Source organism: Corynebacterium sp. MSK008 (assembly GCF_030232585.1).
Classification (GTDB): Bacteria; Actinomycetota; Actinomycetes; order Mycobacteriales; family Mycobacteriaceae; genus Corynebacterium.
Genome location: NZ_JASPJX010000009.1, coordinates 56,032 through 70,151 on the forward strand (window position 1 = coordinate 56,032; position 14,120 = coordinate 70,151).

Genomic DNA, 14,120 nt, shown 5'->3' on the forward strand with positions numbered 1-14,120 from the left:
CTCAGGACAAAAGGTGGGCTATGCCCGGGTGAGTTCGAAAGATCAGAACCTTGATCGTCAGATTGAACAACTCAAGGCAGAGAAGGTCTTCACCTATTACACGGATAAGGCCAGTGGTGGATCGCGTGAGCGCCCTGGACTTGATGAAGCAATGCGATATGTCCGTGCAGGAGATCAGCTTGTCGTCACGTCGATGGATCGGTGCGCGCGTTCACTGACGGATCTGTACGCCATTGTTGACGAGCTAGTCAGCAAAGGAGTGTCGGTGAAGTTCCTCAAGGAGGGACAGACCTACTCAAAAGACTCCACCCCGATCGCCAAGCTGATGCTAGGGCTGTTGGGTTTTGTTCAGTTGGGTAAGGCCGTGAAAGAGCTGGATCAACACCGTGAAATAGTTGAAAAAAATAACCCCGCAGGTTTCCCTGCGGGGTGTCGTTGTTAGAACGGTGCTTCGTCGTTGTCGGCGTCAGCGCCAGCCAGGGCGGCGTTCGCCGCCTCGCCTCCGCGACGGGCTGCGCGCGCAGCGGACTCTTTCTTGGAGTCGATCAGCTGCACGGTGTCGATACGGGCGACCAGCGGGTAGTGCTTCACACCGTCCTTGTCGGTGTAGACGTCGGTCTTCAGCGAGTAGCTCACTGCGACACGGTCGCCGGACCCGATGCAGCCGAACACGCCGGGGTTCTTCGCGTCCTGGACGTAGCCGGTCAGCTCCACGATCTCGCTTTCCACCTTGCCGGTGGCCTTGTTCTTGAAGGTGTTGCGCGCATAGACGCTGAGCTTCACCGTCGCACCGCCGTTTGCGTGCTCGAACAGCTTCGGTGCGCGAGCTGCGTTGCCGACGATGGTGCCGTTGTTGAAGGGGTTGGACATGATGGTTCTCCTTATGTGGGTGGGTGTGAATTGCCGTGCAATGTGGGTGTTGAAGCAGCTGCTTTGCTGCTGCGGGGGGTTGCGCTGTCGTTACAGCACTGCCCAGGGCAGCGGCGTGCCTGCCGTCTCTAGGTCGCGCAGTTCTTGTGCTGCACCCGGATCGGCGTCCTCGCCGTCGATGCCGTCGGCGAGCTGGTAGAGCAGTTCCAGGTCGGTGTGGGTGATGTCGCGCATCACGTGCCTCCTTGTTCGGATTGGTGGTCAATCCGTCTGTTGGAGACAGCTCTGCTGTCTAGGGGTCGCTCCCCTGCCTCGTTGAAGTGTCTGCTGTCGCAAGCCACGGCCGACGAGAAAAAAAAGAAACCCCGTTGCATCGCTGCAACGGGGTGTGTGGTGCTACTCGGTGAACAAGATCGTGCGGGTCTTCTCGGCGCCCTCGCGGACGAGTTCGACCATCCGCTCGCCTTGGCCGATGTCGGTCAGCTTCGCCACCAACGACGGGAAGTTCTCGTCTGGCCCGATCTCGGTGGCTCGGTGCGCGGCCACGCCAGCTAGTCCCGGCTGGCCTGTGGCGTGCGCAAGCACGGCAACCGTGGTGGTGAGCTGCGCGCGCATCCCTGGCCAGCTGGTCGGGACAGCACGCATAACCTGCTCCGCGAACCGTAGGCCCGCCTGCGGGTCATCGAGCAGCGCCGCGAGCAGCGCGTCTCGCAAGCGCGGCGTGGTGAAGCATTTCAGCGCCGATCGAACAGCGCGCGTGCTCGGCTGGGTTATTCCTGCCGCCGCCTGCTCGTATTCACGCTGCAGCACGTCGGAGAACATGGGCGGGATATACGCCAGCGCGTCTTCGATGATGTCGGCGTGCTCGGCAGCGTCGATGCCGTGATCGGTGCTGTTCAGGCGTGCCTCGATGTCGTCTTTGCTCGGCTCCGGCAGCTCGCCGGTGTGCTCTAGCATCTGCCGCAGCGCCGCCGATGCGGCGACCTCGCCGACAACGCCGTGGCGCGGCTCGTCGATGAGCGGATGGTGGTACACAGACCACCACGCAGCCCCGGTGACGATCTCGGGCACTTGCACCACCCCGAGCAGCGGCGGTAGGTGCACTGCCCCACTAGTGAGATACGTGGCCGTCTCGTCAAAGACCGGCTGCGCAATGTCATCGCTGATCATGTACGCGATAACAGCGTCGAGTTCGAGGTGGTGGACCCACGCTGCGAACCGCTCGCGACTCTCGGTGAGCTTCTCCACGGCCTCGTCCAGATCGAACCGCGCGACCGGGCCGAGGCGGACGGTGTCGACGCCCTCGTCGTCGACGAAGAACGCGAGGATCAGCGAGTTGTTCGGGTAGAAGCCGAGGATGCCGGGGAGGTTCGCGAGGATCTCGCCGTGAGATGCAAGCGTGTGGGAATGAGTGGACATGGCAGTGCTCCTTTGCACGAATACGGGGTGAACGTGGTCAATCCCGTATTCAGTCCGGCTCTGCCGGTCGCAGGCGTATCCCCGCAGTGCAGTGCCTTTGTGCGCTCGGCGTCGCTAGCGCAGCCTGATGCTCGCTCGCTGGGTGCGAGCGCTAGCGACGCAGCATTGTTAGATCCCCGCGTCGCCGCTGGTTAAGCGTTACCTTTGGCGCGGTTGTGAGACTTGCACAGCAGTTCGCAGTTGCTTTCCTCGAACTGCCGACTCCCGTGGCGTTCCTTCGTTGCTGCCGTCCTAGCAATCACTAAGCAATGCACCGAAAACCTGCGCCGCGTCGTTGGAGCGTCGCAGTTCCGTTTGGTGCAGGATTTTGACCCTAGTGCACCAGCTAGTGCACCAAATGGCGATCCGATCACAAAATGAAGAAGGCCCCTACCAGCGTTTCCACTGGTAGGGGCCTTATCTTAGTAGCGGGGGCTGGATTCGAACCAACGACCTCTGGGTTATGAGCCCAGCGAGCTACCGAGCTGCTCCACCCCGCGTCGGGCGTTTATGTGATTATCGCCTGTCGCCGTAACCGGCAACGTGGAATTACTATACATACACCAACTAATAGCGCCAAACCTCCTGTTCAACGGTGGTTTGGCGCTATCGTTTTTGCTTTCAGGTGGCGCGCTGACGCGAGCCGTGCTTACCGGGCCTTACTGCGCCCGCTGGTACTCCTCCACCGCACGGTCCAGGCGGTCCAGGGCGCGGCCGTACTCCTCGAAGGAGCCGTCGCGGGCGCTCTCCAGGTTGCGCAGGGCGTCGTTGATGTTGTTCATCGCCTCGTCCTTGTTCACCTGCGGAGCGTCCTCGCTGCCCTCCGGCTGGGCCTCGCCTTCCGGCTTCGCCTCCTGGTTCCCACCTTCCGGCTTGGCGTCGTCCTGGTTCTCGTCCACAACGTCGATGTCCTGGGCAGCCTCCGAGTGGATGCCAACCTGGTCAAGCGCCTGGGAGATCGTCGGGGCGTAGCCCACCTGGCCGCGGTAGAACACCAGCACGCGCAGCAGCTTCGGGAAGGCCGATGCCTGGTCCTTGCGCTGCGAGTAGATCGGCTCGACGTAGAGGATCTCGCCGCCGCCCACCGGCAGGGTGAGCAAGTTGCCGTTCTTCAGGTCGTTGGTGCCCTCCCACAGCGTGCGGTCGCGGGCGACCTGGTCGGAAGACATCAGGGCGTCCTGCGCCTGCTTCGGGCCCTGGGTCTGCTTGTTCGTCGGCAGCACGCGCACGGTGATGTCGCCGTAGGTCTCCGGGTCGGAGGACACCGCCATGTGCGCGGACAGGAACTCGCGGTTCAAGCCGCGGAACGGGGTGATCAGCTGGAAGGAGGCCTTGTCGGTCTCCGGGTCGGCCGCCACCACGTAGTACGGCGGCTGGTTCAGCTGCCCGCGGCCCTCCGGTGCGGTCGGGTCGTTCGGCACGGACCAGAAGGCGTCGTTGTTGAAGAACACGCCCGGGTCATCCACGTGGTAGCGCGCCAGCAGGTCGCGCTGGACCTTGAACAGATCCTCCGGGTAACGCAGGTGCTCGCGAAGCGAATCCGAGATGTCGGATGCCGGGCGCACCGTGTCCGGGAACACACCCTGCCAGGCCTTGAGCACCGGGTCGGTTTCGTCGAAGGCGTAGAGCTCCACGGAGCCGTCGTAGGCGTCCACGGTGGCCTTGACGGAGTTGCGGATGTAGCCGACGTTGTCGGTGATCAGGCGCTGGGTGGTGCCGTCCGGGTTCAGCGCGTCCTGAGTGGTGTCCTGCAGGGAGGTGCGCGTGGAGTACGGCATCTGGGACAGCGTGGTGTAGCCGTCCACGATCCACTTCACGCGGCCGTCCACCACGGCCGGGTAAGTCTTGGAGTCCGTGGTCAGCCACGGGGCGACCTTCTCCACACGAGTGCGCGGGTCACGGTCGTAGAGCACCTTGGAGTCGCCGCCGACGCGGTCGGACAGCAGGAAATTGAGCTCCTGGTATTTCACCGTGTAGGCGAGGCGGTTGAAGATGTTGCCGATGTCCACGCCGCCCTTGCCGTCGTAGGTGTAGGTGGAGTTGTCCGTGTCGTACTCCACCGGGCCCTGGCCGGTCTCGCCCACAATGGCGTAGTCCAAGCCGTCCTCGGCAGAGGCGATCACCGGGCCGTAGTAGATGCGCGGCTCGTCGACCTTGATGCCCAGCTCTTCTGCGTCCTCGGAGGCCTTGGCGGCGGCGTTGGATTGCAGGTCGGACACCGTGAAGATGGGCAGGCCGCCGCGGGTGGAGCCGGCGTCCTGCGCCGCCTCGTCCACGGTGTTGGCCTGGGCAGCGATAAACCCGTTGCCGTGGGTGTACACCGTGTGGCGGTTAATCCAGTCCTGCTGGTTCTCACTCAGCGCGTTCGGATCCATCTCGCGGGCCGCAACCACGAAGTCGCGCAGTTCGCCGTCCACCTCGTAGCGGTCCATGGCCAGCTGGTCCGGGAAGCCGTAGAAGTTACGCAGCTGCTGGTTCTGGGTAAACGTCGGAGAGATGATCTCCGGGTCCAAAAGGCGCAGGTTCGAAATCGTGGCCGCGTCGGAGGCGACATCGGAGTTGGAGGTGTTGCCTGCGCCCCAGTCCTCCAGGTAGGTCACGTTGTCGTCCGTAAGCCCGTACGCCTCGCGGGTGGCCTCGATGTTGCGGCCGATGTATTCGTACTCCTTGGCCTGGCGGTTGGGCTTGACGGAGAACTGCTCCATCAGCGCCGGCCAGACGTTGCCCACCACCAGGGAGGACAGCAGCATGAGCACGGTGGCCAGCACGGGGATGCGGAAGTCGCGGTAGACGATGGAGGCGAAGAACGCCGCGGCCACCACAACTGCAATGACGGTGAGGATGATCTTCGCCGGCAGCATCGCGTTGACGGTGGTGTAGGAGGCACCGGTGAAAATGTCGTTTTTGCCGTAGAGCAGGTAGTAGCGCTCCAGCCAGTAGCTCACAGCCTTCAGCAGCATCCACAGGCCAGCGGTGACGGCGAGCTGAATGCGCGCGTCCTTGCTAATAAAGCCGGAGATGCCGGAGACCTTGTTGCCGATGCGGATGCCGCCCAGCAGGTAGTGGCCCACCGCGGCGACCAAAAACGCCACCAGCAGCAGCATGGACAGCGTGTCCACCACTGCGGAGATGCCGGGCAGGGTAAACGCGTAGAAGCCTAAGTCCTTGCCAAACTGCGCGTCGGTGGAGCCGAACTCGCCGCCGTTGAACCAGAGCATGAACACGCGCCACATGCGCTGGCCGGCCAGGCCGGACAGGATGGCCACGACAACCGGCACCCACACCAGCATGCCGCGCACGCTCTGCTGCACCTGCTGGCGGTACTGGGCGGCCTGGTCGAACGGCGTGGCTTGCTCCTGGGGCCTGCCGCGCCACGCAAGCCGGGCGGCAATCCAGGTGATCGCGCCGCCGATCAGCGCGAAGATGACAAACAGCACCATGCGGACCAAGATCACGCGGTTGAACACGCCCCTAAAGTCCACCTCCCCGAACCACAGGAAGTCGGTGTACAGCCCGACTGCCATTGGCAGGAGGAAAAGAATGATGCCCAAGACACCGATGGTGGTTAACAACCCCTTGTTCGGTTTCTTGGCGCGTGGTTGTGGCCGATTGAGGCGGGTAGCCAAGCCTGCTCCTTAGGAATTAGTGTGTGCAACGCAGTTAAGCTTCAAGCTTAAATAATTCAACGTCAAACTTGCCCGGAGGGTTCCCGTGCGCGAACAGCAAGCATTAAATAAGGCCATGATGGAGGCCGTCGAGTTCGTCCACGCGGAGGGGTGGGACGCTCCCCCAACCTTGTTCGGCCTGGTGCCGACGCAGTTGCTTGTCGACGAGCTGGGCCACCTCGACGACTCTTCCCCGTTAACACTGGTAGTCCAAGATCTCCCCGAGCACATCCTGCCCGGCTCCGAGGAACTGGGCGAGTACGTCTCCCGCATCGCCTGGCCGCGAGAAGTCGAAGGCGTGATCCTTGCCCAGGAGATCGTGTTCAAGGACGCCTCCGCCGGCGAGGACGCCGAGCCACGCCCGGCACGCCTGTTCTCCGGCGTGCTGCGCGAAGAGGACATCGAGCAGACGCTGCTGCAGCTGCGCTTGACCGAGGAGGAGCTTGAGGAGCGCGGCGCGTTCGCCCAGGACGACATCGAGCTGCGCGGCGGGCCCGGCGTGGCCCCGGGCGTTGTGGCGGCGCTGCGCTACGGCCTCGAGCAGGACCCGGACGAGCTGGTTTAGAATGTCGGTTGTGCCTACTTCCCGCGCCTGGTCCCCTTCCGTCTCCGTCATCGCCGTCGCCACCGCCGCAGCGCTGACGCTTACGGCGTGCTCCAACGATTCCGACTCCGAGGATCCCGATACCCGCGCACCGGAGATCACCTCCACGGAGACGCTGCCGAGCGAGCCGGAGCAGACCGGCCCCGAAACCGGCGCGAGCACCGATACTGACACTGCAACGGTGACGTCGACGCGAAGCGAGACTGCGTCCCGCTCGGTGTCGTCTTCCACAACTGCCGCGTCCACGAAATCGTCGTCGAAGAAGACTGCTGCGGGCACGGCGGATGCGACGTCGACAAGCGGAAAGAAGCAGGAAGTTGATGCGCTGGCAGAAGTGCGCGAGCGCTTCTCCACGCTGGCGCCGGAAGAGTTCTTCGACCAGTTCGACGACTGCGCCGCTGGCGGTTTGAGCGGCTCCTTCGACTGCTCCGGCGAGGGCGTCGGCCAATTCCAGTTCTTCGACTCCGACTCCAAGGCCGCCTCCACGACGCAGCTTTTGACGGAGCTGCGCTCCTCGCGCGTAGTGGAGGACAACGGCGACCGCGTGGTGGGCTGGTCCACACTCGGCACCTCCGCGATCATCACCGTGGTGGACAACGAGGCCGGTCAGGTGATGCAGCAGCTGATCTCCACCGACCAGGACGATCCGCGCCAGCGCATCTACGACCTGGGGCTGGCCAAGCAGTAGCTACTCGCAGGCGGGCACGTCGCGGCCCGCAGCGAAATCCTCCATCGCCTGGACAGCCTCGGCGAGGTTGTCCACCTTCGCCACCGTCATGTGCTCGGTGTCCACGCGTGTCACGGCGCCGCAGTTGCCGCCGGGCGCCAAGAACAGCTCCGCGCCATCGTCTTCGGCGGCGCGGATCTTGTGGGTGATGCCGCCGATTGGGCCGACCTCGCCGTCCTCATTGATCGTGCCGGTGCCCGCGACAAACTTGCCGCCGTTGAGCGCACCCGGGGTGAGCTTGTCGATGACGGCCAGGGAGAACATCATGCCGGCGCTCGGCCCGCCGATGTCGTTGAGGTTGTAGTTCACGCTGATGCCGCCGGCCGGCTCGGACGTCATGAGAATGCCCAGCATGGGCTGGCCCTTCTCGTGCGGGTTCTCCCTCAGCTCCATCGCCTCGGTGCGTTCGTTGCCGTCGCGCTCGACGGTGACTTCGATCGTCTCGCCGGGGGTCTTGGCGCGCACGGCGGCCTGGACTTCCTGCGGTGTTTGCACCTTCTCGCCGGCAACCGCGGTGATCAGATCCTCGGGCTGCAGAAGCCCCTCGGAGGCGCTGCCTTCCATCACGTCGTGCACCACCACCGTGGTTGGGCGGTCCAAGTAGTGCATGGCCGCCACCGTCGCGGAGGCCTCGGAGGCGACAAACGCCTGCTGGTTAAACTCGCGCACCTGGTCCTCGTCCAAATCCGGCGGCATGATCTGCTCCACCGGCACGATGGTGTCGTCGGTGGCGATCCAACGTCCCAGCGCCTGGCCGAGCGTCATGTTCGTGCGCACGGACACGGTGGTCATGTTCAGCTTGCCGCCGGTATCCAGCGTCTCCGCGCCCTCGATGTCAACGACGGGCTCGCCGCCGACCTCGCCGAGCGTGTCAAAGGTGGGCCCCGGCCCTTCCGCCGCGTACGGCACGGTCAGGCGGATGTCGGTGCCCGGGATGTGGTCCGCGGTCAGCGCACCTGCCAGCAGCACGACGGGGATGGACCCCCAGACCAGGGTCGACCACCGCCGGTTTCGTGCTTCGCGTGCTTTGGACATGGGCGCAGATTCTAGCGCAGGAGGTGTGAAGTACTGTTGCTGGACCGTTGCAGGCTCTCAGCGAACCCATGCACTCGCGGGCTGACTGTATTCTGGCTGGCATGACTAACGGATTCGGCTTTTCCTTTCCCAACGACTCGAACGATGACGGCGAAAACGACGGCAACAATCGGGGCGGCGACGGAAACGGCCGCGGCGACGCGAACAACCCGTTTGCCGCGTTCGGCTTCGGCGGGGGCCAGCCCGGCGGAGGCGGCTTAGGCGACGTGTTTAACCAGCTGGGCCAGATGCTCTCCGGCATGGGCTCGTCCATGAACGCCCAGGCGACGGGCGACGCGGTGAACTTCGAGCTCGCCGCGCGCATGGCGCGCCAGCGGATCTCCGGCGGGAGCCCGGTCTCCGATGCGGACACCCGCGCGGCGGAGGAATCCCTGCGCTTAGTGGAGCTGTGGCTCGACGAAGCCACGGACCTGCCCGCAAGCGGCGCCAAGGCTGAAGCCTGGAATGCCGAACAGTGGCTTAACCAGACCATGCCGATGTGGAAGCGCCTGGTCAACCCGGTGGCGGAGCACATGAACCGCGCCCAGCTGGACTCCATGCCGGAACAAGCCCGCGAGATGATGGGCCCGATGGCCGGGATGATGAACCAGATGAACGCCATGCAGTTCGGCATGAAGCTCGGCCACGCACTGGGTGATTTGGCCCAGCAGGCGCTGACCGGCACCGACTTTGGCCTACCCGTCGCACCCGCCGGTACCGCCGCGGTGCTGCCGCGAAACATCGCCGAGATTTCCAAGGGCCTGGACCTGGCCGGGCAGGAAGTGATGGTCTACATCGCCGCCCGCGAGGCCGCGCGCCAGCGCCTGTTCCGCCACGTGCCGTGGCTGGTGGAGCGCGTCGTCTCCTCCGTGGAGGAGTACGCCGCAGGCTTGGAAATCGACACCTCCCACATCGAAGAAGTCGCCCGCAACCTCAACCTGGAAGGCGGCGACCCGCAGCAAATCCAGGAGGCGCTGCAGAACCTGCAGGGCGAGGACCTCTCCCCGCGCGTAGGCACCCGCAACGCCGGCGCCACCTCCCGCTTGGAAACGCTGATCGCACTCGTGGAAGGTTGGGTCGATGTGGTGGTGGCCGAGGCACTCGGCGACCGTATCCCGTCCACCCCGCAGCTGGCCGAGGCGTGGGCGCGCCGCCGAGCCACCGGCGGCTCCGCCGAGCAGGCCTTCGCCAACATCGTCGGCATCGAGCTAGGCGCCCCGCGCACCCGCGACGCCGCCGAGCTGTGGCGCCGCATCGACACCGCCGTGGGCACCGAGCGCCGCGACCAGGTGTGGAACCACCCGGACTTCATGCCGTCCGCGGAGCACCTGGACAACCCGGCGGCGTTCATCGACACGCTTCTCGACGATCAGCCCGACACCGACTTCGACGACGAATTTGCCAAGCTCGAGCAGGAGCTGCGCGACAACCCGGAGCTCAAGCGTGAGGACGGCGACGGTAAGGACGACGGCCGCGAGGACGGCACCGAGCTCTAGGCCTCCTGAGCTCTATCCGCCGAAGCGCTGGTAGGCCTCCAGGTAGCCGCGTGCGCGCTCCGCGTACGGCACCTTGTCGGCCCACTCGTAGAACTTTGCGCTGTGGTTTGGGATGAACGTGTGTGTTAGCTCGTGCACGATCACCGCGTCCAGCACGTAGTCAGGCACCTGCTTTAAGCGGTCGCTGATGCGGATGTCGCCGGTGGACACCGTGCAGGATCCCCACCGCGAGCGCTGGTTGGACACCCACCGAATCGAGCCGATGCGCGCCTGACCGTCCAGGACGTATTTGTTCAGGGAGTCGGCGCGCGTGCGCAAGGAATCGTCGTCAAGCGGGCGCGCTTTTGTCTTGCGGTCGAGTTTGGCCAGCATCTCGGTTACCGCCTCGCGCTCCTGCGCGTCAGTGAAGTGCGCGGGAATGCGGATCTCCGCCACCCCGCCAACCAGCCGCGCCTGCACCGAGCGGGTCCTGCGCGCCGAGCGGATCACTCGGTAGGGCGTCGAATCTTTCTGCGTTTGCCTGCCAGCCATGGCAATGCATTGTAGGATCTCGCATCGGGGGTGGATGCAGGGATGATCAACAACAACTCACGGGTGAAACTCGCCCAGGGCGCGCACCCGTTTCTGCGCGCTGACAACGTCATGCAGTTCGGCACCGACGCCACGCGCACAGGGCTAGTGACCACCGAGCACGCCAAGGACGTCGCCGCACTGTTGGGCGTGCTCATGCGGCCGCGGCGGCTGGGCTGGGTGCTGGACCAGCTCGCCGAGCTCATCGGCGCCGAGGCTGCACGCAGCTTAGTGGATGACCTGGTCAGCTACCGGGTGCTCGTGCCGGCCACGAAACCCGAGGTGCTATTGGTGGGCCACGGCAGATTGGCCGCGGCGGTGACCGCCAGGCTTCGCGACTGCGGGGTAGATGTACGCACGCAAGCGCGCAACGAGCCACTGTCGAAGTTCCTCCTGCGCGCCGACACGTGGGTGCCGGTGGCGGCGGTAAACACCACTGCCCTACTCGGCGAGCTCGCGGCGCTCACCCGGCAGCGCCAGGGCGCGGTGCTGCCGGTGACGCAAGTAGACGCGCGCGTGGTGGTGGGCCCGGTGTGCGCGCGGCCTGGCCCGTGCCCGTTGTGCGTGCGCCTCTATCTTCTGGACCGGGACCCGAACTGGCCCGTGGTGGAGCAGCGCGCGCCGCTGAGCGTGCAGGGCGAGCCCATAGCCGCCGCGGCAGGCGCTGCGTTTGCCGCGGTGTCGCTGCGGCGTTTGGCGGGCGTGCCGGACCCGCCGGGGGTCTCCGCGCCGAAGCCGGACGCTGGGCTGCTCACGGTGGTGGACCCGTTCGCACCGAACCCGGTGTCCACGGCGACGCTGCCGCCTCACCCGGACTGCGCCATGTGTTTTTAGGGTTTTAGCGGAACTGCCCCAGCACCTCGAGCACGCCCGCGCCGTAGTTGTCCACCTTCACCGGGCCCACGCCGGAGACGCCGAGCAGCTCGCGCTCGTCGGCAGGCATGGCCTCCGCGATCGACATCAGCGTCGCATCCGTGAACACCACAAACGCCGGCTGTCCGGCGGCGCGGGAGACATCCAGGCGCCAGCGCTTCAGCGCGGCGTAGACGGCCTCGTCGAAGTTCGGCTCGCACTCCTCGTGGCGGCCCAGGGATTTCTCCGCGGGCGTGGCTAGCTGGTTGCCGCACACCCGGCAGCGCTTCGCACGCTTGAGGCGCTGCGGGGATTTTTCCACCTCCAGCTCGGGCACCAGCCCGTCCAAAAACCGCGAGCGGGTGCGGCTTTTGTGCCCGCCCTCCTGGCGCGCCAGCGACCACGACATGTGCAGGTGCTCGCGCGCACGCGTCACTCCGACGTAGAACAGGCGGCGCTCCTCCTCGATCTGCTCGTCGCCAGCCTTGAGCGCGTGCGAGATCGGCAGCGTCTTTTCCACCAGGCCGACCAAGAACACCGCGTCCCACTCCAGGCCCTTCGCGGCGTGCAGGCTGGCCAGCGTCACCCCGTCCACAGCCGGAGGCTGCTTCGCCTCTGCGCGGCGGCGCAGCGATCCCAGCACCTCCGCCATGTTGGATGCCTCGCGGGTGCGCACGATCTCCTCGATCAGATCCACCAGCGCATTGAGAGACTGCCAGCGCTCGCGGGCCTTCGCGCCCTCCGGCTCCTCCGGGGTCAGCCCCAGCGGGGCGAGCGCGGCACGCGCGATGCGCACCGGATCGTCCGGCAGGTCCGTGCGCTTGGAGGCGCGCAGCAGCTGCGCGAACGCCTCGCGGATCTCCGCGCGCTGGAAAAAGCCCTCACCGCCGCGGACCTGGTAGACAATCCCCTCGTCCGCGAGTGCCGCTTCAAACGCGGCGGACTGGGCGTTGATGCGGTACAAAATGGCGATTTCGCGGGCGGGCACGCCGTCGTTCAGCAGCTTGCGCACCTTCTGTGCCACCGCGCGTGCCTCCGCGGGCTCGTCGTCGTAGCCGTTGAACTGCGGTGCCGGGCCGTGCCCGCGCATGCCTTGCAGCTCCAGGCGGGTGCCGGCGATGCGGCCGGTGGCTTTGCCGATGACGGTGTTGGCTAGGTCCGTGATCTCCACCGTCGAGCGGTAGTCGCGCTGCAGCTTCACCACGGTCGCGTGCTCGTACGTGCGCGAAAAGTTCAGCAGGTAATCCGGGGTCGCGCCGGTAAAGGAGTAGATGGTCTGGTTGGCGTCGCCGACCACCGTCAGGTCGTCGCGGGTGCCCAGCCACGCCTCCAGCACGCGCTGCTGCAAGGGGGTGACGTCCTGGTACTCGTCCACCACGAACGACTGGTACTGCGCGCGGAACTCCTCCGCCACCGCCGGCGCGTTCTCCAGGGCGCCGGCGACGTGGATGAGCAGGTCGTCGTAGTCGATCAGCATGCCCTCCGGGCTGGTCTTCGCCTCCTCGTAGAAGCGGTACACCTGGGCGACCTTCTGCGCGTCCGCCGGAGGGGTGCGCGGGGAATCGGCGATGCGCTGCACGTAGTCCTCCGGGCCGATGACAGAGGATTTGGCCCACTCGATCTCGCTGAGCAAGTCGCGAACCATTTCCTTGCCCGTGTCCAGGCCTGCGGCGCGGGTGGCGCGGGCGACGATCGGGAACTTGTTGTCCAGCACCCGCCACGGCAGATCACCTGCGATCTGTGGCCAGAAGTACTGCAGCTGGCGCATCGCCGCGGAGTGAAACGTGCGCGCCTGCACCCCGCCGATCCCCATGGCGGTCAGACGGTCGCGCATCTCGCCGGCGGCACGCTTGGTAAACGTCACCGCCAGCACGCGGTTCGGGGCGACCTGGCCGCGGTCGATCAGGTTGGCGATGCGGTAGGTGATCGTGCGGGTTTTGCCCGTGCCCGCGCCGGCGAGGATGCACACCGGCCCGCGCGGCGCTTCCGCCGCCACACGCTGGTCCTCGTCCAGCACGCTGAGGTCTATCGCCATGGGTGTGCTCCTTCCGGGTTGGGTGTGTGCGGTGTGTCCGCCCAGTCATCGATGAGTGCGCGGGCGATGGTGCCCTCCGCGGCGAGGGTGAGTCCGTCGAGTTCGTCGCGGCTGGCCCACACAGTGCGTGTCAGCTCGCCGTCGGTGGGCGCTTGCGCATCGACGTCCGCCGTGCGCGCCGCCATGCCGAGCATGAGCGCGCCCGAGAGCGGCCACGGCTGGGAGCGCAGGTAACGCACTTGGGTTGCGCGGCGGCCAGTTTCCTCCCACACCTCGCGGGCGAACGCGGCCTCGAGGGTCTCGCCGACGTCCACGTAGCCTGCCACCAGCGTGAGGTAGCCGGGGCGGCGGGCGTTTTCCACCAGTAGGATCCGCTCGCCTGCCGGGTCTTCCACTAGGCCGATGACGCACGGGTCCAGCCGCGGGAAAATCGGCCGGCCGGTGGCGCCGCGGGCGACGATGCCGCCGTCGCCCCAGCGCACCTCGGAGCCGTCCGCAGGGTCGAAGCGGGTGAGCTCGCGGGCGTTGACCAAACCGACCGCGCGCGCCGCCAGCGGGTGGCTGGCGTGGGTGCGCGCGTCCCCGGTCGCCACGTCCGGTCCGGCAAGATCTGCCGCGTCGACACCGTGCACCCGGGCCGCGGTGACCTCCCGGGTCACGTGCACGTGGGAGGTGATGTCGGTGGCGGCCGGAGGTGCGTCGAAAAGCTTTGGCTCCCCGCCGGTACCGAGTGGGAAGCGCCCGGCAGCATCGATGAGCAAAAACATCC

The 14,120-nt window shown here is 66.1% G+C and carries 13 protein-coding genes and 1 tRNA gene; 5 read left to right on the plus strand and 9 right to left on the minus strand.

Annotated features, from left to right (window positions below):
• Nucleotides 1–13 precede the first annotated feature (13 nt).
• Nucleotides 14–442 carry a recombinase family protein gene (locus QP996_RS08505; RefSeq protein ID WP_256008564.1) on the plus strand — a complete coding sequence of 143 codons (429 nt, stop codon included), beginning with the start codon at nucleotides 14–16 and terminating at the stop codon, nucleotides 440–442.
• Here the strand turns inward: QP996_RS08505 and QP996_RS08510 are convergent.
• The 5 genes from QP996_RS08510 to QP996_RS08530 form a co-directional block, all read right to left on the minus strand.
• Nucleotides 439–870, minus strand: a complete 432-nt coding sequence (locus QP996_RS08510) for a single-stranded DNA-binding protein (protein ID WP_034997554.1) — start codon at nucleotides 868–870, stop codon at nucleotides 439–441. The two genes, QP996_RS08505 and QP996_RS08510, sit on opposite strands and share 4 nt — an antisense overlap.
• Before the next feature lie 90 nt (nucleotides 871–960).
• Nucleotides 961–1,104, minus strand: a complete 144-nt coding sequence (locus tag QP996_RS08515) for a hypothetical protein (RefSeq protein ID WP_284872220.1) — start codon at nucleotides 1,102–1,104, stop codon at nucleotides 961–963.
• A 162-nt stretch (nucleotides 1,105–1,266) separates the two neighbouring features.
• Complete coding sequence (locus QP996_RS08520; RefSeq protein ID WP_284872221.1) at nucleotides 1,267–2,289, minus strand: DUF4192 domain-containing protein; 1,023 nt, start codon at nucleotides 2,287–2,289, stop codon at nucleotides 1,267–1,269.
• Nucleotides 2,290–2,754: 465 nt separating this feature from the next.
• Nucleotides 2,755–2,828, minus strand: a tRNA-Met gene (locus tag QP996_RS08525).
• Between the two features lie 159 nt (nucleotides 2,829–2,987).
• On the minus strand, nucleotides 2,988–5,900 hold the full coding sequence (locus QP996_RS08530; RefSeq protein WP_502870218.1) for a UPF0182 family protein: 2,913 nt from the start codon (nucleotides 5,898–5,900) through the stop codon (nucleotides 2,988–2,990).
• A gap of 169 nt (nucleotides 5,901–6,069) precedes the next feature.
• On the opposite strand from QP996_RS08530, the gene QP996_RS08535 reads away from it, so the two are divergent.
• On the plus strand, nucleotides 6,070–6,558 hold the full coding sequence (locus QP996_RS08535; protein WP_284872267.1) for a PPA1309 family protein: 489 nt from the start codon (nucleotides 6,070–6,072) through the stop codon (nucleotides 6,556–6,558).
• Between the two features lies 1 nt (nucleotide 6,559).
• Nucleotides 6,560–7,285 (plus strand): hypothetical protein, encoded by a 726-nt coding sequence (locus QP996_RS08540; RefSeq protein ID WP_502870214.1) that lies wholly within the window; start codon nucleotides 6,560–6,562, stop codon nucleotides 7,283–7,285.
• Here QP996_RS08540 and QP996_RS08545 read toward each other — a convergent pair whose 3' ends face one another.
• A complete protein-coding gene (locus QP996_RS08545; RefSeq protein ID WP_284872223.1) occupies nucleotides 7,286–8,359 on the minus strand; it encodes a YlbL family protein in 1,074 nt (357 codons plus the stop codon).
• A 101-nt stretch (nucleotides 8,360–8,460) separates the two neighbouring features.
• Between QP996_RS08545 and QP996_RS08550 the strand changes: the two genes are divergently transcribed.
• On the plus strand, nucleotides 8,461–9,894 hold the full coding sequence (locus QP996_RS08550) for a zinc-dependent metalloprotease (protein WP_284872224.1): 1,434 nt from the start codon (nucleotides 8,461–8,463) through the stop codon (nucleotides 9,892–9,894).
• 12 nt (nucleotides 9,895–9,906) lie between these two features.
• Here the strand turns inward: QP996_RS08550 and QP996_RS08555 are convergent, their stop codons facing one another.
• Complete coding sequence (locus tag QP996_RS08555) at nucleotides 9,907–10,425, minus strand: M48 family metallopeptidase (protein WP_284872225.1); 519 nt, start codon at nucleotides 10,423–10,425, stop codon at nucleotides 9,907–9,909.
• Nucleotides 10,426–10,467: 42 nt separating this feature from the next.
• On the opposite strand from QP996_RS08555, the gene QP996_RS08560 reads away from it, so the two are divergent.
• Complete coding sequence (locus QP996_RS08560; RefSeq protein ID WP_284872226.1) at nucleotides 10,468–11,298, plus strand: hypothetical protein; 831 nt, start codon at nucleotides 10,468–10,470, stop codon at nucleotides 11,296–11,298.
• Between the two features lie 4 nt (nucleotides 11,299–11,302).
• On the opposite strand, the gene QP996_RS08565 is transcribed toward QP996_RS08560, so the two are convergent.
• A complete protein-coding gene (locus QP996_RS08565; protein ID WP_284872227.1) occupies nucleotides 11,303–13,351 on the minus strand; it encodes an ATP-dependent DNA helicase UvrD2 in 2,049 nt (682 codons plus the stop codon).
• Complete coding sequence (locus QP996_RS08570; RefSeq protein WP_284872228.1) at nucleotides 13,342–14,118, minus strand: NAD(+) diphosphatase; 777 nt, start codon at nucleotides 14,116–14,118, stop codon at nucleotides 13,342–13,344. The genes QP996_RS08565 and QP996_RS08570 overlap by 10 nt, the downstream gene beginning before the upstream one ends.
• Nucleotides 14,119–14,120 lie beyond the last annotated feature (2 nt).

Bases quoted from the DNA above. Each gene is read 5' to 3' on its own strand.
- QP996_RS08510 (WP_034997554.1), bottom strand. From the start codon at position 870: ATGTCCAACCCCTTCAACAACGGCACCATCGTCGGCAACGCAGCTCGC.
- QP996_RS08515 (WP_284872220.1), bottom strand. From the start codon at position 1,104: ATGCGCGACATCACCCACACCGACCTGGAACTGCTCTACCAGCTCGCC.
- QP996_RS08520 (WP_284872221.1), bottom strand. From the start codon at position 2,289: ATGTCCACTCATTCCCACACGCTTGCATCTCACGGCGAGATCCTCGCG.
- QP996_RS08535 (WP_284872267.1), top strand. From the start codon at position 6,070: ATGATGGAGGCCGTCGAGTTCGTCCACGCGGAGGGGTGGGACGCTCCC.
- QP996_RS08540 (WP_502870214.1), top strand. From the start codon at position 6,560: ATGTCGGTTGTGCCTACTTCCCGCGCCTGGTCCCCTTCCGTCTCCGTC.
- QP996_RS08545 (WP_284872223.1), bottom strand. From the start codon at position 8,359: ATGTCCAAAGCACGCGAAGCACGAAACCGGCGGTGGTCGACCCTGGTC.
- QP996_RS08550 (WP_284872224.1), top strand. From the start codon at position 8,461: ATGACTAACGGATTCGGCTTTTCCTTTCCCAACGACTCGAACGATGAC.
- QP996_RS08555 (WP_284872225.1), bottom strand. From the start codon at position 10,425: ATGGCTGGCAGGCAAACGCAGAAAGATTCGACGCCCTACCGAGTGATC.
- QP996_RS08560 (WP_284872226.1), top strand. From the start codon at position 10,468: ATGATCAACAACAACTCACGGGTGAAACTCGCCCAGGGCGCGCACCCG.
- QP996_RS08565 (WP_284872227.1), bottom strand. From the start codon at position 13,351: ATGGCGATAGACCTCAGCGTGCTGGACGAGGACCAGCGTGTGGCGGCG.
- QP996_RS08570 (WP_284872228.1), bottom strand. From the start codon at position 14,118: ATGTTTTTGCTCATCGATGCTGCCGGGCGCTTCCCACTCGGTACCGGC.